The following is a 25,726-nucleotide window of genomic DNA, read 5'->3' as shown; positions in this document are numbered from 1 at the left end:
CTACCGCCAGGCGTTCTCCACGGCGCGCAACGCCCCCTCGACATCCACCCTCAGCCCCGCCTCCGCCAGCGCGGCCCCCAGCGCCGCCACACACCCCCGCACCGCACCGACCGTCGCATCCACCCCGTAGTGATTGACCCGAACCATCTCCTTGGTCAACGCCCCACCCCCCGCGGCCAGCGGCAACGCAGGGTCGGCCGCCAGCGCCCGAGCCACCACCTCCGACGCCACCACCCCCTCGGGCACCCGAAGCGTGGTGGCGACCGGCGCCGCGTCCCCGACGTCGTGCACATACGGCCCCAGGCCCCCGCCCAGCGCCACCGCCCCGGCACGGGTGGACAGCGCAGCAGCCCGGTGCCGGGCCATCACCGCATCCAGCCCGTCCGCCTCGATCCGCTCCACGCAAGCCTCCAGCGCCAGCATCTCCAGCTGTGCCGGCGCGTGCAGCAGAGCCTTCCGGCCCCCGTCGATCCACCGCTGCTTCCAGTCCAGCAGCGACAGATACGACCGCCGCGGCGCCCTCGGATTCGCCGCCATCCGGGCCCACGCCCGCTCGCTCACCGACACCGCCGACACCCCGGCAGGACCGCCCATCGCCTTCTGCGCCCCGATCACGCACAGATCGACACCCCAGGCGTCCGGCAGCACCGGCTCGGCGCCGATCGACGCCACCGCGTCCAGGTAGAACAGCGCCCCGTGCGCCCGCACGACCTCGCCGATCTCGGCGACGGGATTGGTGTTGCCGGTGGCAGCCTCCGCGTGCACCAGGGACACGAAGTCGATCTCGGGGTGCTCGGCGAAGGCCGACCGGATCTGATCGGCCGTGACCGCCGTGTGGAAGGGCACCGTCAGATCGATCACGGTCGCGCCGCAGTCCCGCAGCCAGTCCCCGAAGGTCTGCCCGTACGGCCCGGTGATCACGTTCAGCGCGGTCGTACCGGGCCCGGCCGTCCCCCGGATCGCCCCCTCCAGCGGCAGCAGCGCCTCGCCCTGCATGATCACGACGTCCTGCTCGGTCCCGAGCAGCCGGGCCACCCGGTCCTCGATCGCGGCGAATCGCGCGGCGCTCAGCGGGGCCAGGTCCAGGAAGGGGTGGTTCACGGCGGGGCTCACGTCGCTCTCTCAGCTCTCTCGGGTCCGCAGATGGACGTGACGAGCGTAACCGGGCACCCCAACACCCCAGCCGGCTACCGACTTCTTAGGTCAAACAGCCCCCTAACCATCAGTTGTATTTGAGGACCTCAAACTTCTCCTTATAATCGGAAGCTCCAGTTCCCTCACAGGAGGCTCCCCGTGAAGACGACCTTCGGGCGCCGGACCCGCATTCTGGCCGCCACCACCGCGACGGCCGGGCTGGTGCTCGTGGCCGGCTGCTCCTCCGACGACAGCGGCGGCAGTGGTACGAAGACGGCCGCCGGCGGTGTCGAAGTCGTCAAGGCGGGCCAGCTCACCACCTGCACCCACCTGCCGTACCCGCCCTTCCAGTCGGAGATCGACGGCAAGGTGCAGGGCTTCGACGTCGCCCTCATCGACCTGGTCGCGGACGACCTCGGCGTGAAGCAGACGATCGTCGACCAGCCCTTCGAGAACTTCAAGACCGGCGGCTCCCTCAACGCCGGCAGCTGCGACCTCGCCGCCGCCGGCATGACCATCACCGAGGAGCGCAAGAAGAACGTCGACTTCTCGGACCCGTACTTCGAGGCCACCCAGGCCGTCCTGGTCGACAAGAAGAGCGGCATCTCCTCCTTCGCGGACCTCAAGGGCAAGAAGGTCGGTGCCCAGGCGCAGACGACCGGCGAGGACTACGCCAAGAGCAAGGGCCTGGACCCCGTCTCCTTCGAGTCCTCCGACGCCGTCATCAACGGCCTGCGCACCGGCCAGGTCGAAGCGGTCGTCATCGACTACCCGGTCGTCCAGGGCTGGCTGAAGGACAAGGCCAACGCCGCCGCCTTCGAGGTCGCCGAGCAGATCAACACCGGTGAGCAGTACGGCTTCACGGTGAAGAAGGGCAACACCAAGCTCCGCGAGGCCATCAACAAGGCGATCAAGGACGCCAAGGCCGACGGCACGTACAAGAAGCTGTACGAGCAGTGGATCGGCCCGTACGACGAGTCCGCCGCCTCTGCCTCGCCCGCCGCCTGACCCCATGGCCGACACGGACGTACAACTCCAGCCGAAGCAGCCCAGGAAGAAGGGCCTGACCCGGCGCCAGAAGCGCAGCCTGTCACGCGGCATCCAGTACGTCGTCTTCGTCGCGGCCGTGATCGCCTTCGCGGTCGCGGCCGACTGGGGGCGCCTGCAGAACCAGTTCGCGCAGGGCGACATCGCCGAGCAGATGTTTCCGGACGTCATCACGCTGGCGCTGAAGAACACCGTGCTCTACACCCTGTCCGGCTTCGTCGTCGGACTGGTCCTCGGCATGGTGATCGCGCTGATGCGGCTGTCCTCCGTGGGCCCGTACCGCTGGCTCGCCGGGATCTACATCGAGATCTTCCGCGGGCTGCCCGCCCTGCTGATCTTCATCTTCATCGGTGTCGCCGTGCCGCTGGCCTTCCCGGGCACGGAGATCCCGGGCGGCACCTACGGCAAGGTCGCGCTCGCGCTCGGCCTGGTGGCGGCCGCGTACATGGCGGAGACGATCCGCGCGGGCATCCAGGCCGTGCCCAAGGGGCAGATGGAGGCGGCGCGCTCGCTCGGCTTCTCGCCCGCCCGCGCCATGATCTCGATCATCATCCCGCAGGCCTTCCGGATCATCCTCCCGCCGCTGACCAACGAACTCGTCCTGCTCTTCAAGGACTCCTCGCTGGTGCTGTTCCTCGGAGTGACGCTGGAGGAGCGGGAACTGTCCAAGTTCGGCCGTGACCTGGCCAGCCAGACCGCCAACTCCACGCCGATCCTGGTCGCGGGCCTGTGCTACCTGCTGGTCACGATCCCGCTCGGCTTCGTCGTACGCCGCATGGAGGCGAAGGCCCAGGAGGCCGTGAAATGAGCGAGAGCCTTCTCAAGGCCGGCCCGGAGATCGAGGTCCGCGGCCTGCACAAGTCCTTCGGCGACAACGAGGTGCTGCGCGGCATCGACCTGCAGATCAACCAGGGCGAGGTCGTGTGCGTCATCGGCCCGTCCGGCTCGGGCAAGTCGACCCTCCTGCGCTGCGTGAACCTGCTGGAAGAGCCCACCAAGGGCCAGGTGTTCGTCGGCGGCGCCGAGCTCACCGACGAGGACGTCGACATCGACGCCGTACGCCGCCGTATCGGCATGGTCTTCCAGCAGTTCAACCTGTTCCCGCACCTCACGGTGACCGAGAACCTCACGCTGCCGCAGCGCAGGGTTCTCAAGCGGGACAGGGCCGCGGCCGCGAAGGTCGCCGCCGAGAACCTGGAGCGGGTCGGCCTGTCGGAGAAGGCGACGGCGTACCCGTCCTCCCTCTCCGGCGGTCAGCAGCAGCGCGTCGCCATCGCCCGCGCCCTCGCGATGGGCCCCGCGGTGATGCTGTTCGACGAGCCGACGTCGGCGCTGGACCCGGAGCTGGTGGGGGATGTCCTCGCCGTCATGCGCATGCTCGCCGACGAGGGCATGACGATGATGGTCGTCACCCACGAGATGACCTTCGCGCGCGAGGTCGCCGACCGGGTCGTCTTCATGGACGGCGGAGTGATCGTCGAGGACGGCACCCCCGACCAGGTCATCGGCAACCCGCAGCACGAACGCACCCGCCACTTCCTCTCCCGCCTCCTCGACCCGGCGATGGCCGAGGTGGAGGAGGAGACCTCGGACCAGGTGGGCAGGAACGACTAGCCGGTCACTAAGGTGCGGTGCATGAGCGATCGCGGGGTTGTGCTGCACCTGAAGGGCCGGGTCCTCGTCGGACCGGACGACGTCCGGGACGAGCTGTGGGTCGTCGACGGCCGGATCTCCTACGACCGTCCCGTGGGCGCGCGCGACGTGCGGACCGTCGAGGGCTGGGCCCTGCCCGGCCTGGTCGACGCGCACTGCCATGTGGGCCTCGGCGCGCACGGCCCGGTCGACGACGACATCGCGGAGAAGCAGGCCCTGACCGACCGCGAGGCGGGCACCCTGCTGATCCGTGACGCCGGCTCGCCCTCCGACACCCGCTGGGTCGACGACCGCGAGGACCTGCCGAAGATCATCCGGGCCGGCCGGCACATCGCCCGCACCCGCCGCTACATCCGCGGCTACGCCCATGAGATCGAGCCGGAGGACCTGGTCGCCTATGTCGCCCAGGAGGCCCGGCGCGGCGACGGCTGGGTCAAGCTGGTCGGCGACTGGATCGACCGCGACCTCGGTGACCTCGCGCCCACCTGGCCGCGCGAGGCGGTCGAGGCGGGCATCGCGGAGGCGCACCGGCTGGGCGCCCGTGTGACGGCGCACTGCTTCGCCGAGTCCTCGCTGCGCGACCTGGTCGAGTCGGGCATCGACTGCATCGAGCACGCCACGGGGCTCACGGAAGACCTGATCCCCCTGTTCGCCGAGCGCGGGGTGGCGATCGTCCCCACCCTGGTGAACATCGCGACCTTCCCGAAGCTGGCCGACGGCGGCGAGTCCAGGTACCCCCGCTGGTCGGCCCACATGCGCCGGCTCCACGAACGCCGCTACGACACGGTCCGCTCCGCCTACGACGCCGGCATCCCGGTCTTCGTCGGCACGGACGCGGGCGGCACCCTGCCGCACGGCCTGGTGGCCGCCGAGGTCGCGGAACTCGTCACCGCCGGCATCCCCGCGGTCGAGGCCCTCGCGGCGACCACCTGGTCGGCCCGCACCTGGCTCGGCCGCCCGGGTCTGGAGGAGGGCGCCGCGGCCGACGTCGTCGTCTACGAATCCGACCCGCGGGCCGACGTACGCGTGCTGGCGGCGCCACGACGGATCGTGCTGAACGGACACGTCGTCGGCTAGCCGCTCGCCGTCTCGGCGAAGACCTCGCGGGCGACTCGGTAGCTGTCGAAGGCGCGCGCGGCACCGGCGTAGGCCTCGATGTGGATGAACGCCTCGACGATCTCCTCCGGGGTGACCCCGTTGTTGAGCGCGATGCGCAGCTGCCCGCGCAGCGGTTCGAGGGTGCCCAGGGTCGCCGCGATCGTCACGGACACCAGGGCCCGGGTACGGATGTCGAGGATTTCGGTCCTCGGCCATGCGTCGCCGAAGGTGTGGACCGTGGCGAGGCGCTTGAAGTCCGCCGCGTTGGCGGGCTCTCCCGCACCGGGTTCGAGGAAGCGCTCCAACGGCATGCCGAGCAGCCGCTCGGCCGTGCGCAGTGCGGCGGAGTAGTCCCGCTCCTCGTCGTGGTCGGCCATCTTTCGCTTCCCTTCGTTTCGGGCAGCCGGTTGACGCAGCGTAACGACGGGTAGTCCGGTGTCGACGCCCGCTCCCGCACCCGCGCCCACGTGTTCACGCGAGCGCTCGCACAGAAGGGGGTACGGGGGTGACTTCGAGGAACATCCGTGCCCAGGGAATCGAAAGCATTCACGGGAGAGTCACGTTGGAGTGAAGTCCTGGCGGATTGCTGACTCTTCACTCTCAGTGCGCAATTCTTGCCGGGTCCCGAGCAAGTCCTCTCTGGGGGTCCCCACCTTGAACGGCAAGAACTTCCGCCTGCCCGCACGCCGTCTCGCCACCGTCGCGACGGCCACCGCCCTCACCGCCGGACCCCTGGTTCTGGCCGCGGGCCCCGCCCACGCGACCGACGACGAGGGCCGCGCGAGCGCCGTCGTGCTCCGTACGGGGCTCGACGTCTCCCTGCTCAACAAGACCGTGAACGTCCCGCTCGCGGTCTCGCTCAACGAGGTTCAGGCGCCGCAGAGCGCCGAAAAGGCAACGCTGACGGCCGAGCTGAACGGCGTGGACGGCGGAAAGCCGTTCAGCGTGCTGAGCGCCGAGGTCGCCTCGTCGAAGGCCACGGTCGAGGGTGGCAAGGCCGAGGGGTACACCAACCTCGCCCACGCCAAGGTCCACGTCCCCGGCCTGCCGCTGCTCTCGCTCATCGAGGTCGGCCAGGTCACCTCCAAGGCGACCTGCGAGGCCGGCAAGGAGCCGACCGCCTCGTCCAACCTGCTCGGCGACGTCACCGTGCTGGGCAGGAAGGTCACGCTGACCGCCGGCGGCACCACGAACGTCCAGGTGCCGGGCGTCGGTGACGTGCGGCTGGACTACTCCAAGACGGAGAACACCTCGCGTACGGCCGCCGCCACCGCCCTCGAACTCAAGGTGTCCGTCAACCCGTTGAAGCTGAACGTCGCCGAGGTCGAGGGCACCCTGACCCTGGCCGAGGCGACCTGCGAGACCCCGGCCGCGCCCGAGGAGGAGGCCGCCCCGAGCACCGAGCCGGCCGGCGACGTGAAGCCCCAGGGCGAGGCCGCCGACGAGGGCCTCGCCGAGACCGGCGGCAACTCCATGACGCCGTACATCGCGGGCGGCGCGGTCGCGCTCCTCATCGCGGGCGGCGGAGCGGTGGCGCTGGCGCGGCGGGGCCGGAGCTGACCGGGTACGGCACGCTGGAGCGGGTGCCGACCCGGCTCAGCCATGTGCGAGAGCCATCGCCCGTTCCAGCGCCCGCAGGAAGCGGCTGACCGTCGCCCGGTCCCGCACGGCCAGCCGCAGCCACTCCTCGCCGAGCCCGGGGAAGGTGTCCCCGCGCCGCACGGCGAACCCGAGCCCGCGCAGGTGCTGTCGGACGGCAGTGGCCCCCGGCAGCCGTACCAGGACGAAGGAACCCTCGGCGGGCTCGACGACCCGGAGTCCAGCCGACGCGAACTCGCCGAGCCCGGCGACGAGATGGGCGCGGTCGGAGGCGATGCGGTGAGCCGCGTGGGCCGCCTCCGCGAGTGCCTGTGGTGACACGCACGCCTCGGCGGCGGCGAGCGCGGGCGTGGCGACCGGCCACAGGGGCTGGGCGCGCTCCAACTCGGCGACGGTCTCCGGGGCGGCCAGGACATAGCCGATCCGCAGTCCGGCCAGCCCCCACGTCTTGGTGAGGCTGCGCAGCACCACCAGACCCGGCACGTCGGTCCGCCCGGCCAGCGCCTCCCGCTCGCCCGGCACCGCGTCCATGAACGCCTCGTCCACCACCAACGTCCGCCCGGGACGCGCGAGTCCGGCGATGGACGCGGCCGGGTGCAGGACCGACGTGGGGTTCGTCGGGTTGCCGATGACGACCAGGTCGGCGTCCTCGGGGACGAGAGCCGGGTCGAGGCGGAAGCCGTCCTCCTCGCGCAGCAGCACCCGGTCGACGGTGTGGCCCGCGTCCCGCAGCGCCGCCTCCGGCTCCGTGAACTGGGGATGCACGACGACCGGCCGGACCACCTTCGACGCCCGTGCCAGCAGCACGAACGCCTCCGCCGCCCCCGCCGTCAGCAGCACCCGCTCGGCCGCCAGCCCGTGCCGCGCCGCCACCGCCGCCCGCGCGGCCCGCCCGTCGGGGTAGGCCGCGAGGGAGCCCAGTGACTCGGCGATGCGCTCGCGCAGCCACACGGGTGGCGTGTCCGCGCGGACGTTCACGGCCAGGTCGACGAGCGCCGCGCCGTCGTCACGGACCTCGGCGTCGCCGTGGTGCCGCAGGTCGTGCGACGGACCGGGTGTCTCAGTGGGCATGCGAGTGGGCGCCGTGGTGATGGTGGTGGTGACCGTGGTCGTGGCCGTCGTCGTCCGGGTGGAAGTGCGGCTGCTGCGGCATGCCGACCTTGTCCTCGAAGCCGGGCAGCGCGATGCGGTACACGCACGAGTCGCAGTTCATCCGCAGATCGCCCTTCAGGGCCTCCTCGTACCGCTCCATCACCAGGTCGAGCAGTTCCGGCTCCGGACCGATGACGTCCGCGGAGCGCACCTCGATCTCCGGGTGGGCCGCCGCCCAGCCCTCCGTCTGGTGCCGGACCCGGTCCGGCAGGATGCCGGTGAACAGGAAGTAGGGCAGGACGACGATCTTCCGCGCCCCCAGCTTCACACACCGGTCGAGCCCGCTCGGCACGTCCGGCGCGGCCAGCGACACGAACGCCGTCTCCACGCCCGCGTATCCGCGCCCCTCCCACAGCAGCCGCGCCGCCTTGTGCACCTCGGCGTTGGCGTCCGGGTCGGTCGAGCCGCGCCCGACCAGCAGCACGGTGACGTCGGCCCGGTCCCCGGGCGTGCGCCCCTCGGTGCCGAGCGCCTCGTCCAACCGCCGCTCCAGGACGGACAGCAGCGACGGGTGCGGGCCCAGCGGGCGGCCGTAGGTGTACGAGATCCCGGGGTGCCGTTCCTTCTCGCGGGCCAGCGCGGCCGGGATGTCGCCCTTGGCGTGTCCGGCGGACACCAGCATCAGCGGCACGGCGGCGAAGCGTCGTACGCCCCGCTCGACCAGCTCGGTGACTGCCTCGCCCAGCGGCGGCGGGGAGAGCTCGATGAAGCCGCCCGCGACGGGCAGTTCGGGGTGGCGGCGCCCCAGCTCCCGCACGAAGTCGCGGAACGCCTCGGCTCCGGCCTCGTCCCGGGTGCCGTGACCGGCGATGAGCAGGGCGGGCGGCGGGGTGGTCACGATTTCTCCTCGGAATGCGAATCGGGGTGTGGAACAGGGTGCGAAAGGGGGTGGTACAGCAGGGCGTTGAGCGCGGCGGAGGCGACCGCCGAACCGCCCTTCTCGGACACGTTGCTCACGGCGGGCAGCCCGCTCTCGCGCAACGCCGCCTTGGACTCGACCGCGCCGACGAAGCCGACGGGCAGCCCGATGACGAGCGCCGGGGCGGCGTCCAGGGTCAGCAACTCCTCCAGCGCGGTCGGCGCGTTGCCGATCACCCACAGCGCGCCGGGGCCGACCTGCTCGTGGGCGAGCCGTATCGCGTGCGCAGAACGCGTCAGCCCAGGACCGGCCACCGCGTCCCTGAGCCGGCAGACGGTCTCCCGCCGGGTGATCCCGGCCGCCACCATCTCGACGTCCACGACGACGGGCGCGCCGGCGTGCAGTGCGGCGTGCGCCTTCTCCAGGGAACCCTCGTCCATGACGAGATCGGTGGCGTAGTCGAGGTCGGCGGCGGAGTGGATGACCCGCTCCACCACGGCCCGCGTCAGCGGCGGGAAGTGCGAGGTGTCCAGCCGGGCGCGCAGCCGCCGGTAGGACTCCTCCTCGATCGGATGGACGACGCGGTTCACTCCGCTCCCTCCTGCGATGCCTGCCAGCGGTAGCCGCGCGGCGTCACCATGCGCCCCGCGATCTCCCGGGTCGCCGTGTTGCCCACGGTCACGACCGTCATCATGTCGACCGTCGCGGGGTCGAGGGTGCCGAGTGTCGTGACCCGACTGGACTCGTCCGGCCGCGACGCGTTCCGTACGACACCGACCGGCGTCGTCGGCTTGCGATGCTCGGCGAGGATCGCCAGGGCCTTGGGCAACTGCCAGTCCCTGCCCCGGGAACGGGGGTTGTAGAAGGTGACCACGATGTCCGCCTCGGCCGCGGCCCGCACCCGCCGTTCGATGACCTCCCACGGCGTGTGCAGGTCGGAGAGGCTGATGGACACATGGTCGTGGCCGAGCGGGGCGCCCAGGATCGCGGCGGCGGCGAGGGCGGCGGTCACACCCGGCACGCCGATCACGTCGATGTCGTCGGACGCCTCGGCGAGCGCGGGGGAGGCCATCGCGTACACGCCCGCGTCCCCGCTGCCGATCAGCGCGACCGCCTGCCCCTTGCGGGCCTCCTCGACGGCCGTGCGCGCCCGTTCCTCCTCGGCGCCGAGGCCCGACTCCAGGATCCGGGTGCCGGGCCGCAGCAGGTCGCGGATCTGGTCGACGTACTGGTCGAGCCCGACCAGCACGGAGGCGCGCCGGAGCTCGGCCTTCGCGCGCGGCGTCAGCAGGTCCCGTGCGCCCGGCCCGAGCCCGACGACCGCGAGCCGCCCGCGCCCCGGACGCCGTACGACGGCACAGGTCGCCATCGCGGGCCGTCCGTCTGCGCGCTCGGACTTCCGCTTCGGTACGAGGAGTTCACCGCCGCGCACGAGAGCCGCGGCCTCGGCGACCGAGGGGGTGCCGATCGCGGCGAGGGGCGCGTCGGAGGGGTTGGGGACCTCGACGCCGGCGAGCTGCTCGGCGGAGTAGGTCACCACCGGCACCCCGAGCCGCTCGGCGGCCTCCACGATGCCGGGTTCGTCGGCCTTGGCGTCGACGGTGGCCAGTTCGGCGAGGGACTTGGGGGAGAGGCCGGCCTCGCCGAGCGTGCTCTCGATCAGCCCGAGCAGCTCGTCGACCGGGGCGCCCTTGGAGGCCCCGACGCCGACGATCAGGGACGGCGGGCGCAGCACGACCTCGCGCTCGGCGACGCGCTCGACGAGCCGATCCGTCACACGGACGACGTACGCGCCCTCGGCGCCGACCCGCAGCGGCGGCAACGGCCAGGCCACCTCGGCCCGCAGCGCCACCGGCTCACCGTCGAGCAGCGCCCGCGAGACCCCGGCGACATCGCCCTCCACGGGCAGCCCGAGCGTGTCCAGACCGGGCACCCCCACGGCATCGGTCGCCGTCGTCACCACGGGCTGCGCCCCCAGCAACTCCCCGATCTGCCGGGCGAGTTCATTGGCTCCGCCGCCGTGCCCGCCGACCAGCGACACGGCGAACCGCCCGCCCTCGTCGACGCACACCACACCCGGGTCGGTCGCCTTGTCTCCCAGCAGCGGCGCGACGAGCCGTACGACGGCCCCGGTCGCCAGGAAACACACGAGCTGCTCGCACTCGGCGAACGCCCGCCGTACGGCGTCCCCGACGGGACCGTCGTACACGCGCACCCGGTCCGGCCACGCCGCGACCAGCCGGTCCCGCGCAGCCGCCCCCGCCGCGGTGGCGGAAATGAGGCCGATCACTGGGCAACTCCCTCTCGGTACACGGGGTTTCTGACACCCCACAGCAGAAATACGGGATTGGTCGCCGCGAGCCGGGTCACGTCCCCGGGCAGCGGGGCGAGCCGCGACGACTGCAGCAGCACTCCGTCGCAGGAGAACCCGGCACCGGTGAGCGCCTCGCGAGCGGCGGGCACCCGGTCGAGCGCGGCCATGGCGACGACGACGGTCCGCCGCGCCCGACGCGCGCACGCGGTGACGATGGCGGGCAGCTCGCGCCCCCCGCCCCCGATGAACACCGCGTCCGGATCGTCGAGGTCGGACAGGACGGTCGGCGCCGCCCCGTGCACCACCTGCACGTCGACGCCGTGCGCGGCGGCGTTGGCGCGGATCCGCTCCACACCGTCCCGTGCCTTCTCGACGGCGACGGCCGCCGCGCCGAGCCGGGCGCACTCCACGGCCACCGAGCCGGAGCCCGCGCCGATGTCCCACACCAGGTGGCCGAGCCGCGGGCCCAGCCGGGCCAGGGCCAGCGCCCGCACCTCGAACTTGGTGATCATCGAGTCGCGGTGCGCGAAGTCGGCCTCGTCCAGGGCCCATCGGTCGGGCCCCGGCGCCGGACCGGCCACCGTACGCACCGCGCCGACGGCCCGCTCGGGGTCAAGGCACAGCACGACGCTCACCGTCGAACCCCAGTCGCGGGCGGCGGCCTCGGCGGGCGTCACCCGCTCCACGCGCTCGCGCCGAGGATCGCCCAGCGCGGAGGCGACGACCAGGACCCGCCCGGTGTGCCGCAGCGCCGCGCCCAGCTCGGCCGGCCCGGCACCCGGCCCGGTCAGCACCGCCACCTTGGGATGCGCCCGGCACACGTTCACCGCCGTACGCGGCTCACGCCCGTGCGCGCTCACCACCACCGCGTCGTCCCACGGCAGTGCGACCCGCGCGAACGCCGCCGCAACCGAGGACACCCCGGCACGCACATCCAGCCGCCCCGACCCGAACCGCTCGGCCAGCGCCCGCACGATCCCGAGGAACCCCGGGTCGCCCGAGGCGAGCACCACCACGGGCCGCTCCTTCTCGACGTACTCCGCGATGGTGTCGAGGGCGGGCGCCAGCGCCCCGAGAACGACCCGCTCCACGTCCTCGGGCAGCCGTACGGCGTCCAGATGCCGCTGCCCGCCGACGACCAGCTCGGCCCCGGCGAGGACGTCCTCGGGAACCGGCGCCCCCGTCCCCGTGCCGACGACGGTGATCACGTACTGGCTCCCCGCTCACGCAGCGCCCTGCGCGCCTGCGGATCCGCCTTGCGGTACCCGTGGAAGTGACCGGGGTGGTAGAGGTGCGAGCGCGTGCCGTGCGCGTCGAGGGCGGGGCCGACCAGGAACAGGGTGTGCTTCCAGAGCTTGTGCTCCTTGACGGTCTCCTCCAGGGTCCCGATGGTGCACTTCACGACGAGTTCCTCGGGCCAGGTCGCCTGGTAGGCGACGACGACCGGCGTGGACGTCGGATACCCGCCCTCCAGCAACTCCCTGACGAGCTGGCCACTGCGGGCGGCCGACAGGAAGATCGCCATGGTGGTGCCGTGCTTCGCGAACTCCCTGACCTCCTCCCCGGGCGGCATCGGCGTCTTGCCGCCGCCGAGCCGGGTGAGGACGACGGACTGCGCGACCTCGGGGATGGTCAGCTCGCGCCCGGCGAGCGCGGCGACGGCGGAGAAGGCGGAGACCCCGGGTACGACCTCGGTCTCGACGCCGATCACTGCACACCGGTCGAGCTGCTCCTGCGTACCGCCCCAGAGGGCGGGGTCACCGGAGTGGATGCGGGCGACCTTGAGGCCGTCGGCGCGGGCCCGCTCGTACACGGCGACGACGTCCTCGAGGGACATCGTCGCCGAGTCGAGGATCTCGGCGTCCTCGCGCGCATGCTGGAGGACCTCCGCCTGGACCAGGCTGGCCGCCCAGATCACGACGTCCGCCTCGGCGATGGCACGCGCGGCACGGAATGTCAGCAGATCGGCGGCGCCGGGGCCGGCACCGACGAAGGTCACCTTGCCGGTGGGGGCATCGGCCATGGGAATTCGGTCCTCTCCTACAGGGGTCGGCGGGGGTTGGTGTGCGGGGCGTGGGACCGGCGTCAGAGCTTGCCGCCCCGCCCGCCGTCGCGCCGGGCGGGCGCGATGAGGGTCGAGAGGTAGGGCAGGGGGGAGCCGTCGAGGTCGGCGGCCGCTCTGATCGACTCCTCCGTAAGCCCCAGCGCCGACCCCCACACGGCGTCCTCGAGCCGCCCGGTCTCCCGCAGGGCCTCGGCGACCTCACCGGCCTGCCGACCGAACTTGTAGGCGACGACGGTCCCGGGCCCGCTGAGAGCTTCCTTGAGCACCGTCGCCCCCGCGGTCACGGGCACGAGCGTGAGCGGCTCGGTCCCCTCGGTCAGAACCGCGCCCGACCTCGCGGCGAGGTCCTGCATGGCGGTGATGCCGGGGACGGTCTCGATGACGGTGCCGGGCACCGCCTCGCCGATGGTCTGCGCGAGATAGGTGAACGTGGAGTACACATTGGGATCGCCGATGGTGGCGAAGGCGACGGTGCCATGCTGCTTGAGCAGCTCGGCGACCCGCTCACCCGCCGCGTCCCAGGCGGCCTCGCGCCGAGCACGATCGGTCCGCTCGTTGAGCGCGAACACGACCCGCACGACCTTGTCCTCGGGAACGTAGTGCAGCACGGTGGCCTCGGCCCGCCCACGCTCACCGCCGTCCTTTCCATCAGGCGCAGCCATCACGGGTACGACGACCACGTCGGCCCCGCGCAGAGCGTTGACGCCCTTGACGGTCACCAGCTCCGGATCGCCGGGACCGACCCCGACTCCGATCAACCTGCTGCTGCTCATGACGTGCGGCACCTCTCCACGAACCGACGGGCGACACCGGGCTGTGCGGCCCAGTGCGTGTGCAGATAACTCGCGTGCACGCCCTGCTGTACGAAACCTTCGACCCGCCGCAGAGGGGTTCTGACCCCCCAGGCGGGAGCCGTCCCCGAGCCGGGCTCGACGACGGTCCGATGAAACTCGTGCGCCCGCATCCGCGTTCCTGCCGCCGCCAGCACACTGTCACTCACGGCGACCGCGTCCCGATACCCCAGCGTCAGCCGCTCGCTCATCCGCGCGGTCACGTCGAGCACCCCACACATGGGCTGCCCGTCCAGCTCCCGGCTCAGATAGAGCAACCCCGCACACTCGGCGGCCACCGGACCACCGCTCTCCGCGAGGGCGGCAACGGCCTTGCGCAGCGGCTCGTTGGCGGACAGCTCAGCGGCGTACACCTCGGGAAACCCGCCACCGATGACCAGGCCCCGGGTGCCGTCGGGCAGTTGCTCGTCCCGCAGCGGATCGAAGGGGACGACCTCGGCACCGGCGGTGGTGAGCAGTTCTGCGTGCTCGGCGTAGGAGAAGGTGAACGCGGACCCTCCCGCAATGGCGACCACCGGCTTTTCAGGCATTTCGGCCCGTCCGGCGTTCGAGGCCGCGGGAGCGAGGACCTCAGCCGCATCCCAAGCCGCACCCGACACCACACCCGCGCCCCGAGCCAGCCCCTGCAACGCGTCCAGATCGCACCCCGCCGCGACCTGCGCCGCCATCGCCGCAACAGCCTCCACGGCCTCCCCCCGCCGCTCGGCAACCGGCACCAGCCCCAGATGCCGCGACGGCGTGTCCACCTGAGCCACCCGCCGCAGCACCCCCAGCACAGGCACCCCGGCCGAGTCCAACGCCTCCCGCAGCAACGCCTCATGTCGATCCGAGGCGACCTTGTTCAGAATCACGCCCCCGACCCGCACCTGCGGATCCCAGGACGCGAACCCGTGCACCAGCGCCGCCACGGACCGCGACTGCGACGAGGCGTCCACGACGAGCACGACCGGCGCCCGCAGCAGCTTCGCCACCTGCGCCGTGGACGCCAGCTCACCCTCCCCGGCGGCCCCGTCGTACAGCCCCATCACGCCCTCGACGACGGCGATGTCACAGCCACGGGCCCCATGCAGGAACAAGGGCTCGACCAATTCCGGCCCGCACAGATACGCGTCGAGGTTCCGCCCCACCCGCCCGGTCGCGAGCGCGTGATACCCGGGATCGATGTAGTCCGGCCCGACCTTGTGCGGGGACACGGCAAGCCCCCGCGCGGCGAACGCGGCCATCAGCCCGGTGGCAACGGTGGTCTTGCCGCTGCCGGAGGAAGGCGCGGCAATGACCAGCCGAGGGACGGAGGAGGACATCACGCGATCACCACTCGATGCCTCTCTGGCCCTTCTGGCCCGCGTCCATGGGGTGCTTGACCTTGGACATGTCGGTCACGAGATCGGCGAGGCCGACCAGCTTCTCGGGCGCGTTCCGCCCGGTGATGACCACGTGCTGGGTCCCCGGCCGGTCACGCAGCACGGAGATGACCTCGTCGGTGTCCACCCAACCCCAGTGCATGGGGTAGGCGAACTCGTCGAGCACGTACAGCTTGTACGTCTCGGCGGCCAGGTCCCGCTTGACCTGCTCCCAGCCCTCCCGGGCCTTTTCCTCGTTGTCCATCTGGGCGTCCCGCTGAACCCAGGACCACCCTTCGCCCATCTTGTGCCAGTCCACGGTCCCGCCCTGCCCGGACGCTCCCAGCACGCGCAGCGCGTTCTCCTCGCCGACCTTCCACTTCGCCGACTTGACGAACTGGAACACACCGATGGGCCACCCCTGATTCCAGGCGCGCAGAGCGAGCCCGAAGGCAGCGGTCGACTTGCCCTTGCCGATCCCCGTGTGCACGACCACCAGAGGCCGGTTACGACGCTGACGAGTCGTTAGTCCGTCGTCCGGCACGACACTCGGCTGTCCCTGCGGCATTACGCGGCCCTCCTCTGTACGTCCTTCACCAGGCCGGCGATGGACTCCGCCCGCAGCTCGTCCAACGTCACCGCCGTACCGCCCAGTTCACCCGCCAGCTGCCCCGCCAGTCCCAGCCGCACGGGCCCGGACTCACAGTCGACGACCACGGACGCGACACCCTCGGCCGCGAACAACCGGGCCGCCCGCCCCGCGAGCGCGACCGGCTCGGGACCGCCCGTGGCCCGCCCGTCGGTCACCACCACGACCAGCGCCCGCCGAGCCGGATCCCGCAGCCGCTCCACCCGCAGCACCTCGTGCGCCTTCAGCAGCCCGGCCGCAAGCGGCGTACGGCCACCCGTCGGCAACGACTCCAGCCGGGCCGCGGCGGCATCCACCGACGACGTGGGCGGCAGCGCGACATCGCCGGCGGTACCCCGGAACGTCACCAGCCCCACCTTGTCCCGCCGCTGGTACGCGTCCAGCAACAGCGACAGGACAGCACCCTTCACCGCACTCATCCGCTGCCGGGCCGCCATCGACCCGGAGGCGTCCACGACGAACAGCACGAGGTTCCCCTCGCGCCCTTCCCGAACGGCCTGCCGCAGATCGTCCCGCCGCACGACGAGACCCCGCCCGGACCGGCCCCGCGCCCGCTGATGCGGCGCCGCCGCCTGCACGGTGGCCGCCAGGTGCAGCTTGGTGAGCGCCCCTCGGGGCCGCCGCGCGCCGGTCGTGCGCCCATGCTCGGTCCGCGCCCGCGAACGCCGCCCGGCGGCACCCTCACCGATGCCCGGCACGCTCAGCACCTTCGTCCGGAAGGGCTCGGACGCCCGCGCGGGAGTCTGCTCCCCGGCCCCGGAAGCCTGCGGCTCCCCGGCCCCGGAAGCCTGCGGCTCCCCGGCCCCGGAAGCCTGCGGCTCCCCGGCCCCGGAAGCCTGCGGCTCCCCGTCCTCGCCGGCCTCGGGCCGCGCGGCTGAGTCGCCGCCCTGCGGTCCATCGGACTGAGACGGCGGCTGCCCGCCACCCCCGCCGGGCCCGTCGGGGTCGGGATCGTCATCGCTCTCGTCGTCACCGGAGAACTCCTCCAGGGTCTCGTCGAGCTTGTCCTCGTCCAGCCCCGGCGCGTCGAAGGGGTTGCGGCGCCGACGGTGCGGCAGCGCCAGCAGCGCCGCCTGCCGGACGTCCTCGGCCAGCACCTCGGTGCGCCCGGCCCACGCGGCCAGCGCGGTGGCCGTACGGGCCATCACGATGTCGGCCCGCATGCCGTCCACCTCGAAGGCCGCGCAGGTCGCCGCGATCTGCCGCAGCGCCCCGTCGCCGAGCCGTACCGAGGGCAGCAACTCCCGTGCGGCGACGATGCGTTGACGCACAGCGGCCTCGTCGTCCGCCCACCGCGCGGCGAACCCGCCCGGATCGTCGTCGTAGGCGAGCCGCCGCCGTACGACCTCCACCCGCTGCTCCGGCTCCCGCGAGGCGGCGACCTCGACGGTCAGCCCGAACCGGTCGAGCAACTGCGGCCGCAGCTCGCCCTCTTCGGGGTTCATGGTCCCGACGAGCAGGAAACGCGCGGCATGCCGTACGGAGACGCCCTCGCGCTCCACGTACGACGCACCCATCGCCGCCGCGTCCAGGAGCAGGTCGACGAGGTGGTCGTGGAGCAGGTTGACCTCGTCGACGTACAGGATTCCGCGGTGGGCGTCAGCGAGCAGGCCGGGCTCAAAGGCCTTCACGCCCTCGGCCAGCGCGCGCTCGATGTCCAGCGCGCCGACCAGCCGGTCCTCGGAGGCACCGACGGGGAGTTCGACCATGCGGGCCGGGCGCTGCGCGCCGGCCCCTGCCTCGTGCGGCCCGTCGGGGCACGCGGGGTCGGGGGCGCCCGGGTCGCAGGAGAAACGGCACCCGGCGACCACCGGAACCTCCGGCATCAGCGCCGACAGCGCGCGTACCGCCGTCGACTTGGCGGTGCCCTTCTCGCCGCGCACCAGCACACCGCCGACCGCCGGTGACACGGCGTTCAGCAGCAGCGCGAGCCGCAGGTCGTCCTGGCCGACAACGGCCGTAAAGGGAAAGGGGGTTGTCACTGGTCGTCGCCCTCCAAGTCGCCTTCGAGCTCCAGGTAGGTGGCGCGCAGCCGCTCCAGCGTCTCGGCGTCCGGCTCCGCCCACAGCCCGCGGTCGGCGGCCTCCAGGAGCCGCTCGGTGATGCCGCGCAGCGCCCACGGGTTGGACTTCTTCATGAAGTCCCGGTTCTCCGGGTCGAAGACGTACTCGGCACTGAGCTTCTCGTACATCCAGTCGTCGACCACGCCCGCCGTGGCGTCGTACCCGAAGAGGTAGTCGACGGTCGCCGCCATCTCGAAGGCGCCCTTGTAGCCGTGCCGGCGCATGGCCGCCATCCAGCGCGGGTTGACGACGCGGGCGCGGAACACGCGGTGCGTCTCCTCGCCGAGCGTCCGCGTCCTCACCTGGTCGGGTACGGCACTGTCGCCCACGTACGCCTCGGGGTTCGCGCCCGTCAGGTGCCGCACCATGGCGACCATGCCGCCGTGGTACTGGAAGTAGTCGTCGGCGTCGACGAGGTCGTGTTCGCGGGTGTCGACGTTCTTCGCGGCGACGGCGATCCGCTTGAACGCGGTCTCCATGTCGCCGCGCGCCGCCCGCCCGTCGAGCCCGCGCCCGTAGGCGTAGCCGCCCCAGACGGCGTACACCTCGGCCAGGTCGGCGTCGGAGCGCCAGTTGCGGGCGTCGATCAGCGGCAGCAGGCCGGCTCCGTAGGCGCCCGGCTTCGAGCCGAAGACACGGGCCGTCGCGCGCCGCCGGTCGCCGTGCTCGGCGGTGTCCTCGTCGGCGTGCGCCCGCACGTAGTTCCGGTCGGCGGGCTCGTCCAGCTCGGCGACCTTGCGGACCGCGTCGTCGATCAGCCCCACCACGTGCGGGAACGCGTCCCGGAAGAAGCCGGAGATGCGCACCGTGACGTCGATGCGCGGCCGTCCGAGCTCCTCCAGGGAGATGACCTCGAAGCCGGTCACCCGGCGCGAGGCGTCGTCCCACACCGGGCGGCAGCCCAGCAGCGCGAGGATCTCGGCGATGTCGTCGCCCTGGGTGCGCATCGCGGACGTGCCCCAGACGGTCAGGCCGACCGACTTCGGGTATTCGCCGGTGTCCTGGAGGTACCGCGCGACCAGCGAGTCGGCGAGCGACTGCCCGACCTCCCAGCTCAGCCTGGACGGAATGGCCTTGGGGTCGACGGAGTAGAAGTTGCGTCCCGTCGGCAGGACGTTGACCAGCCCGCGCGTGGGTGAACCGGACGGCCCCGCCGGGACGTAACCGCCGTCGAGCGCCTTGAGGATGTGGCCGATCTCGTCCGTCGTACGGGCGAGACGCGGCACGACCTCGTTGCAGGCGAACTCCAACACGGCGACGGCGTCGGGGAGTTCGGTGCCGAGGACGTCCCGGATCAGCGCACGGCTCTGCGCGACCGCCCAGGCGCGCTCCTCCATCCCCTCCGCGATCCGCCGGCACAGCTGCTCCAGCAGGTCGATCGCGTCGGCGGCCGTGCGCGCGGGGCCGTCGACCAGATCCGACAGCTCCACCGGCACCTTCAACGGCGCGCCCGGCTCGCCCAGCAGCTCCTTCTCGTCGAGCCCGAAGTGAGCGGCCAGCGAGGCCCTCAGGCCCGGCAGGGCATTGGCCTGCCCGCCCCACACCTGCGAGGCCCGCAGCACGGCCAGTACGAGGTTCACGCGCGCCTCGTCGACGGGCCCGCCGCCGAGGATGTGCAGCCCGTCGCGGATCTGCACGTCCTTGATCTCGCACAGATAGCCGTCGATGTGCATGACGAACTCGTCGAAGTCGTCGTCGTCCGGCTGGTCGTCGACATGCAGGTCGTGATGCAGCTCGGCGGCCTTCACCAGCGTCCAGATCTGCGCGCGGACCGCCGGAGCCTTGGCCGGGTCCAGGTCCGAGACGAGCGCGTACTCGTCGAGCAGCTGCTCCAGCTTGGCCAGGTCGCCGTAGGTGTCGGCCCGTGCCATCGGCGGCACCAGGTGGTCGACGACGGTGGCGTGTCCGCGCCGCTTGGCCTGGGTGCCCTCGCCCGGGTCGTTGACGATGAACGGGTAGATCAGCGGCAGGTCCCCGAGGACCGCGTCCGGCGCGCACCCGCCGCTGAGTCCCAGCCCCTTGCCCGGCAGCCACTCCATCGTGCCGTGCTTGCCCATGTGCACGATCGCGTCGGCGCCGAAGCTGTTGTCCAGCCACCTGTACGCCGCCATGTAGTGGTGCGACGGCGGCATGTCGGGGTCGTGGTAGATCGCGATCGGGTTCTCGCCGAAGCCGCGCGGCGGCTGGATCATCACGACGACGTTCCCGAACTGCAGCGACGCGAGGACGATGTCGTCCCCGTCGACGTACAGCGACCCCGGCGGCTCGCCCCACGCCTCCAGCATGCCGTCCCTGAGCTCCGGATCGAGCTTGTCGAACCAGGCCCGGTAGTCGGCCAGCGGCACACGCGCGGGCGCGGCGGCCAGCTGCTCCTCGGTGAGCCATTCGACGTCGTGGCCACCGGCGTTGATGAGCCGGTGGATCAGCTCGTCGCCGTTGTCCGGATAATCGGTGAGGCCGTACCCGGCGTCCCTGAGCGCGTCCAGCACCCGCACCGCCGAGGCGGGCGTGTCGAGGCCCACCGCGTTGCCGACGCGCGAGTGCTTGGTCGGGTATGCGGTGAAGACGAGCGCGAGCTTCTTGTCGCCGTTCGCCTTGTGCTTCAACTGGGCGTGCCGTACGGCGATCCCGGCGACCCGCCCGGCCCGCTCCGGGTCGGCGACGTACACGGGCACGTCGTCCGGGCCCTGCTCCTTGAAGGAGAACGGCACGGTGACGAGTCGCCCGTCGAACTCGGGGATCGCGACCTGCATCGCCGCGTCCATGGGGGAGAGGGCGGCGTCGGACTCGTCCCACGTTGCTCGCGAGGAGGTCAGGCAGAGGCCTTGCAGCACCGGCACGTTGAGCTCGGCGAGCCGGCCGATGTCCCACGCCTCCTCGTCACCGCCCGCCGACGCCTGCGAGGCGTGCGTGCCGCCGGCGGCGAGGACGGTGGCGACCAGGGCGTCGGCCTTGCCGAGGATCTCGTACAGTTCGGCGTCCGCCCCGCGCAGCGAACCGCAGTACACGGGAAGGGCGTTGGCGCCCCGAGCCTCGATCGCGTCGCACAGGGTGTCCACGAAGGCGGTGTTGCCGCTGAGTTCGTGGGCCCGGTAGAAGAGCACGCCGACGGTCGGACGGCCCTCGACGAAGACACGCTCGCCATGGACGCCGTACTCCGGCATCTTCCGCGGCTCGACGAACCCCTCGCCCGTCAGCAGCACGGTGTCCGAGAGGAACCGCGCAAGTTCGGTGAGGTTGGCGGGCCCGCCCTCGACGAGATACCTCAGCGCCTCGGCCACCACACCGGCCGGGACGGACGACTCGGCCATCAACTCCGCGTCCGGGACGGCCTCGCCGCCGAGCAGCACGGTCGGGATGCCCGAGGCCTTCAGCGCGGCGAGCCCGTCCTCCCAGGCCCGCTTGCCGCCCAGCAGGCGTACGACGGCGATGTCCGAGCCCTCGATGAGCGCGGGCAGCTCCTCGGTGACGTCCACGCGGGTCGGATTGCCGATCCGGTACGAGGCACCGGAAGCGGCCCTGGCCGCCAACAGGTCCGTGTCGGCGGTCGACAACAACAACACAGTGCTCATGCGGGCGCTCCCGGTGGAATGAAAGGCAGTCCTTGCGGCGCGCCCGACTCGATGAGCCGCCAGAGCGCGTCCGTGTCAGCGTGCTGTTCGATCAGGTCGCCGAGCCGGTCGAGCTGCTCCTCGCGCAGCGCGGCGAACGACGTGTCGGGGGCCGGCACGAAGCGGCGGCCCGCGGCGGCGGCCACCTCGCGCAGGAAGGCCCGGCGGAAGTCGTCCGACTCCAGCGAGCCGTGCCAGTGCGTGCCCCAGGTCTGGCCGACCCGGCAGCCGTCGAGGAAGGCCTCCCCGCCATGGATCTCGGCGACGCCGTGGTGGATCTCGTACCCCGCGACGTGCGCGCCGAGGGCTTCTCCCGTCGGCCGGGTGAGGGTCTTCTCGCGGGCGAACCGCACCCGCACGGGCAGGACACCGAGCCCCTCGACATGACCCTGCCGGCTCTCGACCTCGTCCTCGATGTGCTCGCCGAGGACCTGGAAGCCGCCGCAGATGCCGAGGACGGGCCGTCCCTCGGCGACCCTGCGCCTCAGGGCCTGCGCGAGCCCACGCTCCCGCAGCCACTCCAGCGCCCGGACCGTCCCCCGGGTCCCCGGAATCACCACGAGGTCGGCGTCGGCCAGTTCCTCGGGGCGGTCCACGAACCGCACCACGACACCGGGTTCGGCGGCGAGGGCGTCGACGTCGGTGAAGTTCGACATCAGCGGAATGGCACAGACGGCGACCCGCAGCACGTCCTCGCCGACGGGCGGGGCGACGTTCGACTCGCGGACGGTCCCGCGCAGGGACACCCGCAGCCCGTCCTCCTCGTCGATGCCGAGGCCGTGCTGGAAGGGGAGGACGCCGTAGGTGTGGCGTCCGGTGAGGCCGTGCAGCATGTCGATGCCCGGCTCCAGGAGGCTGACGTCCCCGCGGAACTTGTTCACCAGGAACCCGGCGACGAGCGCCTGATCCTCGGGCGAGAGGAGCGCGACCGTCCCGAAGAAGGAGGCGAACACGCCCCCGCGGTCGATGTCACCCACCACCAGCACGGGCAGCCCGGCGTTGCGGGCGATCCCCATGTTGACGATGTCGGTCCGCCGCAGATTGATCTCGGCCGGAGAGCCGGCTCCCTCACAGATCACCGCGTCATACGTGCCCCGCAACTCGGCGAGACAGTCGAGCACGGTCCCGAGCAACTGCTGCTGCCGCCCGCCGTGATAGCCGCGTGCGCTCAGCTCACCCACCGGCTTGCCCAGCAGCACGACCTGACTGCTCTGTTCCCCACCGGGCTTGAGCAGCACGGGATTCATCAGCGCGGTCGGCTCGACCCGGCACGCCTGTGCCTGCATCGCCTGCGCCCGCCCGATCTCGGCACCCTCACGCGTGACGAACGAGTTGAGGGACATGTTCTGCGCCTTGAACGGCGCGACCTTCACTCCTTGCCGTACCAGCCACCGGCAGATCCCGGCGGTGACGACGCTCTTGCCGGCGTCGGATGTGGTGCCGGCGACGAGGAGACCACCGCCCGTCATGAGGTACGCCCCTTCACGATGCGGCGCGCGGCGACACAGACGCCGAGCGCCAGCCAACCGACGCGCTTCGACAGCCGTACGGCCCGTTCGATGTCCTGCGTGCCGACGGCCCGCCCGTCCCCGTTCAGCACGGGCCGGTGCTCGACCCGTCCGCCGTACGACAGCGTCCCGCCCAGCCGCACCCCGAGCGCCCCCGCGAACGAGGCCTCCACGGGCCCGGCGTTGGGGCTCGGGTGCTTGCCCGCGTCGGCGCGCCAGGCTCGTACCGCCCCACGGGGGTCACCTCCGGCGACGGCTGCGAGCACGGCGGTCAGCCGCGACCCCGGCCACCCCGCCACGTCGTCGAGCCTCGCCGAAGCCCAGCCGTATCGCCGGTACTTGGGCGACTTGTGCCCCACCATGGCGTCGAGCGTGTTCACGGCCCGGAACCCGACCAGCCCGGGAACGCCTGCCGCGGCGCCCCACACCAGCGCCCCCACGACCGCGTCGGAGGTGTTCTCGGCAACGGACTCCACGACCGCCCGCGCGATCCCGTCCGCGTCCAGCGCCTGCGGATCCCGCCCGCACAGATGCGGCAGCCGGGCACGAGCCGCCTCGACGTCCCCCGCTTCCAGCGCCTGCCCGATGACCCGGGCCTCCCGGGCGAGCGAAGTCCCCCCGACGACCGCCCAGGTGGCGGCACCGGTCAGCGCGACGGAGGTGGCGGGGGACGTGCGTACGAGACGAGCTGCCGCGGCACCGAGCGCCACGGCGCCACCGGCGCACACGGCGGTGTGCACCGCACCCCACGCGCGGTGGTCGCGCCACAACACCCGTTCCACGGCGGCGGCGGTCCGCCCGAACACGGCGACCGGATGCCCCCGGCGAGGATCGCCGAGCAGCAGATCACCGAGAAGTCCGGCGGCGGCGCCGTACGCGAAGACGCGATCGGCACGCATCGGGGTCAGCCGATCGTCGAGTCAGACGAGGGTCCGGTTCTGCATGTCGATCGGCAAGCGAGCATCGCGTTATGTCCTCACTCAGGGTGTCCGCGCCCTGGTTCGACGAGACCGGCGGTGAGAGTTCCTGGCTCCCGGGGGTGTCTACCCCGGTGACAGTGGCGGGACCGCGCCGGATTCACACCGGCTTCCTCTCCTACCGCCGCACATGGCTCCGGCAGTCCACCACGGGGTTGGAACGGCCGTCAACTTGCCGTTGACCTGCGAAGGGAGAGTGTGCGAAGGCCCACACAGCAGTGAGGTGCGGGACGGTGATCCGTCCCGCACCTCGGGTGTTTCAGGTGATGCGCGTCGTGCGTCAGGCGACGATCAGATAGATGCCGTACGCCACTGCCGCCGCGCATGCCGCGAAGCACGCGTACGCTCCCGTGACCGCGAGAGAGGCCGAGTCGCCCTGCGCCACGGCTCGTTCGCGCCGGGACAGGCCCGCGATGCCGAGGGTGAACAGGCCCACCAGGGCCACGGTGACCACGAGGCTGACGCCGAAGACGGAGCCGAGTGCCGCCCAGTCGATCTTCATGCTTCTGCTTTCTTGAGTGAGTGCGGGGGAGTGACTGGAGTGACCGGGTGCGTCAGACGGAGGCCTTCGAAGGCTCCGGCTCCGAGGACTGGGCCGGGATGGTGGCCGTGAGGTCCTCGCTCGCCGTGCCCGCGGGCGGCGGGGTCACGGCGGCCATGGCCGTGGTCACCACGCCGGCCGGCTCGTCGGACTCGTTGACGTTGGTGTGGTCGATGACCTCGCGGCGGGAGATCTTCCAGATCGCGGCGCTGGAGACCACCAGGAAGACCGCGACCACGGCCGTGCCCCAGGCGCCGAAGCCCGTCACGTACTCCGCGATCGCGCCGACCAGTGCGGCGGCCGGGAGGGTCAGGCCCCAGGCGACGAACATGCGGGTCGCCGTCGACCAGCGGACCACGCCGCCCTTGCGGCCGAGGCCCGCGCCCATCACCGCGCCGGAGACGGAGTGCGTGGTGGACAGGGAGAAGCCGAGGTGGGAGGAGGCCAGGATGACGGTGGCCGCGCTGGTCTGGGCGGCGAAGCCCTGCTGCGGCTGAAGGTCGGTCAGGCCCTTGCCCATGGTGCGGATGATGCGCCAGCCGCCGAGGTAGGTGCCGAGCGCGATGGCCAGGCCCGCGGAGAGGATGACCCACATGGGCGGGTCGGAGTCGGGCGCGAGGGTGCCGCCGGCGACCAGGGCGAGGGTGATGATGCCCATGGTCTTCTGCGCGTCGTTGGTGCCGTGGGCCAGGGAGACCAGGCCGGCCGAGGCGATCTGGCCGGCGCGGTAGCCCTTCTTGGCGGACTCGCCGTCGGCCTTCTTGCCGAGCGAGTAGGTCAGGCGTGTGGCCAGCAGCGCGGCGATGCCCGCGACCAGCGGGGCGGCGATCGCCGGGATCAGCACCTTGGTGACGAGCGCGTCGCCGTGGACCGCGCCGACGCCGGCCGAGGCGATGGTGGCGCCGATCAGACCGCCCATCAGGGCGTGCGAGGAGCTGGAGGGCAGGCCCACCAGCCAGGTCAGGAGATTCCAGAGGATCGCGCCGACCAACGCGGCGAAGATGACCTCGGGACGGATGCCGGTCTCGTCGACGAGACCTTTGGAGATCGTGTTGGCGACCTCCACGGAGAGGAAGGCGCCGACAAGGTTCAGCGCGGCGGACATGGCCACCGCCACCTTGGGCTTGAGCGCACCGGTCGAGATGGTGGTGGCCATCGCGTTGGCGGTGTCGTGGAAACCGTTCGTGAAATCGAACGCGAGTGCGGTTACCACCACAATCGCGAGGATCAGCGAGAAGTTTTCCATTTACCCAGGCAATCGTTCG

Annotated in this window: 22 protein-coding genes and 1 riboswitch; of the genes, 5 read left to right on the top strand and 17 right to left on the bottom strand. The window is 72.1% G+C overall.

Going from position 1 to position 25,726, the window contains the following annotated elements:
* Entirely contained in the window at nucleotides 1-1,101 is a 1,101-nt protein-coding gene (locus tag AB5J55_RS09440; RefSeq protein ID WP_369276138.1) for an alanine--glyoxylate aminotransferase family protein, read from the bottom strand.
* A 192-nt stretch (nucleotides 1,102-1,293) separates the two neighbouring features.
* Here AB5J55_RS09440 and AB5J55_RS09435 point away from each other — a divergent pair, with 192 nt between their 5' ends.
* Genes AB5J55_RS09435 through AB5J55_RS09420 form a run of 4 tightly spaced genes read left to right on the top strand, consistent with a single transcriptional unit; the run spans nucleotide 1,294 to nucleotide 4,911 of the window.
* On the top strand, nucleotides 1,294-2,142 hold the full coding sequence (locus tag AB5J55_RS09435) for a transporter substrate-binding domain-containing protein (protein ID WP_369270209.1): 849 nt from the start codon (nucleotides 1,294-1,296) through the stop codon (nucleotides 2,140-2,142).
* A gap of 4 nt (nucleotides 2,143-2,146) precedes the next feature.
* The gene (locus AB5J55_RS09430) at nucleotides 2,147-2,989 is read left to right on the top strand and encodes an amino acid ABC transporter permease (RefSeq protein WP_362378573.1); all 843 of its coding nucleotides are present in this window, start codon (nucleotides 2,147-2,149) and stop codon (nucleotides 2,987-2,989) included.
* Nucleotides 2,986-3,795, top strand: coding sequence for an amino acid ABC transporter ATP-binding protein (locus tag AB5J55_RS09425; protein WP_369270208.1), 810 nt, complete (start codon nucleotides 2,986-2,988; stop codon nucleotides 3,793-3,795). The genes AB5J55_RS09430 and AB5J55_RS09425 overlap by 4 nt, the downstream gene beginning before the upstream one ends.
* Nucleotides 3,796-3,816: 21 nt before the next feature.
* The gene (locus tag AB5J55_RS09420; RefSeq protein ID WP_369270207.1) at nucleotides 3,817-4,911 is read left to right on the top strand and encodes an amidohydrolase family protein; all 1,095 of its coding nucleotides are present in this window, start codon (nucleotides 3,817-3,819) and stop codon (nucleotides 4,909-4,911) included.
* Here the strand turns inward: AB5J55_RS09420 and AB5J55_RS09415 are convergent.
* Nucleotides 4,908-5,309, bottom strand: coding sequence for a carboxymuconolactone decarboxylase family protein (locus AB5J55_RS09415; RefSeq protein ID WP_369270206.1), 402 nt, complete (start codon nucleotides 5,307-5,309; stop codon nucleotides 4,908-4,910). The two genes, AB5J55_RS09420 and AB5J55_RS09415, sit on opposite strands and share 4 nt — an antisense overlap.
* Nucleotides 5,310-5,586: 277 nt before the next feature.
* On the opposite strand from AB5J55_RS09415, the gene AB5J55_RS09410 reads away from it, so the two are divergent.
* Nucleotides 5,587-6,492: an SCO1860 family LAETG-anchored protein gene (locus AB5J55_RS09410; protein WP_369270205.1), complete on the top strand. Its 906-nt coding sequence runs from the start codon at nucleotides 5,587-5,589 to the stop codon at nucleotides 6,490-6,492.
* A 36-nt stretch (nucleotides 6,493-6,528) separates the two neighbouring features.
* On the opposite strand, the gene cobC is transcribed toward AB5J55_RS09410, so the two are convergent.
* The 15 genes from cobC to AB5J55_RS09335 all read right to left on the bottom strand — a co-directional run bounded on the left by cobC (nucleotide 6,529) and on the right by AB5J55_RS09335 (nucleotide 25,707).
* The gene (cobC, locus tag AB5J55_RS09405; RefSeq protein ID WP_369270204.1) at nucleotides 6,529-7,602 is read right to left on the bottom strand and encodes an Rv2231c family pyridoxal phosphate-dependent protein CobC; all 1,074 of its coding nucleotides are present in this window, start codon (nucleotides 7,600-7,602) and stop codon (nucleotides 6,529-6,531) included.
* Entirely contained in the window at nucleotides 7,592-8,521 is a 930-nt protein-coding gene (locus AB5J55_RS09400) for a sirohydrochlorin chelatase (RefSeq protein ID WP_369270203.1), read from the bottom strand. The genes cobC and AB5J55_RS09400 overlap by 11 nt, the downstream gene beginning before the upstream one ends.
* On the bottom strand, nucleotides 8,518-9,132 hold the full coding sequence (locus tag AB5J55_RS09395; RefSeq protein ID WP_369270202.1) for a precorrin-8X methylmutase: 615 nt from the start codon (nucleotides 9,130-9,132) through the stop codon (nucleotides 8,518-8,520). Before AB5J55_RS09395 ends, AB5J55_RS09400 begins: the two co-directional genes overlap by 4 nt.
* Nucleotides 9,129-10,832 carry a precorrin-3B C(17)-methyltransferase gene (cobJ, locus tag AB5J55_RS09390; RefSeq protein ID WP_369270201.1) on the bottom strand — a complete coding sequence of 568 codons (1,704 nt, stop codon included), beginning with the start codon at nucleotides 10,830-10,832 and terminating at the stop codon, nucleotides 9,129-9,131. Before cobJ ends, AB5J55_RS09395 begins: the two co-directional genes overlap by 4 nt.
* Nucleotides 10,829-12,064 (bottom strand): precorrin-6y C5,15-methyltransferase (decarboxylating) subunit CbiE, encoded by a 1,236-nt coding sequence (cbiE, locus tag AB5J55_RS09385; RefSeq protein ID WP_369270200.1) that lies wholly within the window; start codon nucleotides 12,062-12,064, stop codon nucleotides 10,829-10,831. The genes cobJ and cbiE overlap by 4 nt, the downstream gene beginning before the upstream one ends.
* The gene (gene cobM / locus AB5J55_RS09380) at nucleotides 12,061-12,879 is read right to left on the bottom strand and encodes a precorrin-4 C(11)-methyltransferase (RefSeq protein WP_369270199.1); all 819 of its coding nucleotides are present in this window, start codon (nucleotides 12,877-12,879) and stop codon (nucleotides 12,061-12,063) included. Before cobM ends, cbiE begins: the two co-directional genes overlap by 4 nt.
* Nucleotides 12,880-12,941: 62 nt before the next feature.
* Nucleotides 12,942-13,694: a precorrin-2 C(20)-methyltransferase gene (gene cobI / locus AB5J55_RS09375; protein ID WP_369270198.1), complete on the bottom strand. Its 753-nt coding sequence runs from the start codon at nucleotides 13,692-13,694 to the stop codon at nucleotides 12,942-12,944.
* Nucleotides 13,691-15,073, bottom strand: coding sequence for a cobyrinate a,c-diamide synthase (locus AB5J55_RS09370; RefSeq protein ID WP_369270197.1), 1,383 nt, complete (start codon nucleotides 15,071-15,073; stop codon nucleotides 13,691-13,693). Before AB5J55_RS09370 ends, cobI begins: the two co-directional genes overlap by 4 nt.
* Nucleotides 15,074-15,080: 7 nt before the next feature.
* Nucleotides 15,081-15,680 (bottom strand): cob(I)yrinic acid a,c-diamide adenosyltransferase, encoded by a 600-nt coding sequence (gene cobO / locus AB5J55_RS09365; protein ID WP_369270196.1) that lies wholly within the window; start codon nucleotides 15,678-15,680, stop codon nucleotides 15,081-15,083.
* The gene (locus AB5J55_RS09360; protein WP_369270195.1) at nucleotides 15,680-17,743 is read right to left on the bottom strand and encodes a putative cobaltochelatase; all 2,064 of its coding nucleotides are present in this window, start codon (nucleotides 17,741-17,743) and stop codon (nucleotides 15,680-15,682) included. Before AB5J55_RS09360 ends, cobO begins: the two co-directional genes overlap by 1 nt.
* Complete coding sequence (cobN, locus tag AB5J55_RS09355; protein WP_369270194.1) at nucleotides 17,740-21,396, bottom strand: cobaltochelatase subunit CobN; 3,657 nt, start codon at nucleotides 21,394-21,396, stop codon at nucleotides 17,740-17,742. Before cobN ends, AB5J55_RS09360 begins: the two co-directional genes overlap by 4 nt.
* Nucleotides 21,393-22,904 carry a cobyric acid synthase gene (locus AB5J55_RS09350; protein ID WP_369270193.1) on the bottom strand — a complete coding sequence of 504 codons (1,512 nt, stop codon included), beginning with the start codon at nucleotides 22,902-22,904 and terminating at the stop codon, nucleotides 21,393-21,395. Before AB5J55_RS09350 ends, cobN begins: the two co-directional genes overlap by 4 nt.
* Entirely contained in the window at nucleotides 22,901-23,842 is a 942-nt protein-coding gene (locus AB5J55_RS09345; RefSeq protein ID WP_369270192.1) for a cobalamin biosynthesis protein, read from the bottom strand. Before AB5J55_RS09345 ends, AB5J55_RS09350 begins: the two co-directional genes overlap by 4 nt.
* A gap of 100 nt (nucleotides 23,843-23,942) precedes the next feature.
* Nucleotides 23,943-24,085, bottom strand: a riboswitch (cobalamin riboswitch).
* 115 nt (nucleotides 24,086-24,200) lie between these two features.
* Nucleotides 24,201-24,422: a hypothetical protein gene (locus AB5J55_RS09340; protein ID WP_328428633.1), complete on the bottom strand. Its 222-nt coding sequence runs from the start codon at nucleotides 24,420-24,422 to the stop codon at nucleotides 24,201-24,203.
* A 52-nt stretch (nucleotides 24,423-24,474) separates the two neighbouring features.
* Nucleotides 24,475-25,707, bottom strand: coding sequence for an anion permease (locus AB5J55_RS09335; protein WP_369270191.1), 1,233 nt, complete (start codon nucleotides 25,705-25,707; stop codon nucleotides 24,475-24,477).
* Nucleotides 25,708-25,726: the final 19 nt, after the last annotated feature.

The organism is Streptomyces sp. R11, assembly GCF_041051905.1.
Lineage (GTDB): Bacteria > Actinomycetota > Actinomycetes > Streptomycetales > Streptomycetaceae > Streptomyces.
Note: the sequence above shows the minus strand (reverse complement) of the source record. Positions and strands in the feature narration are given on the sequence as shown.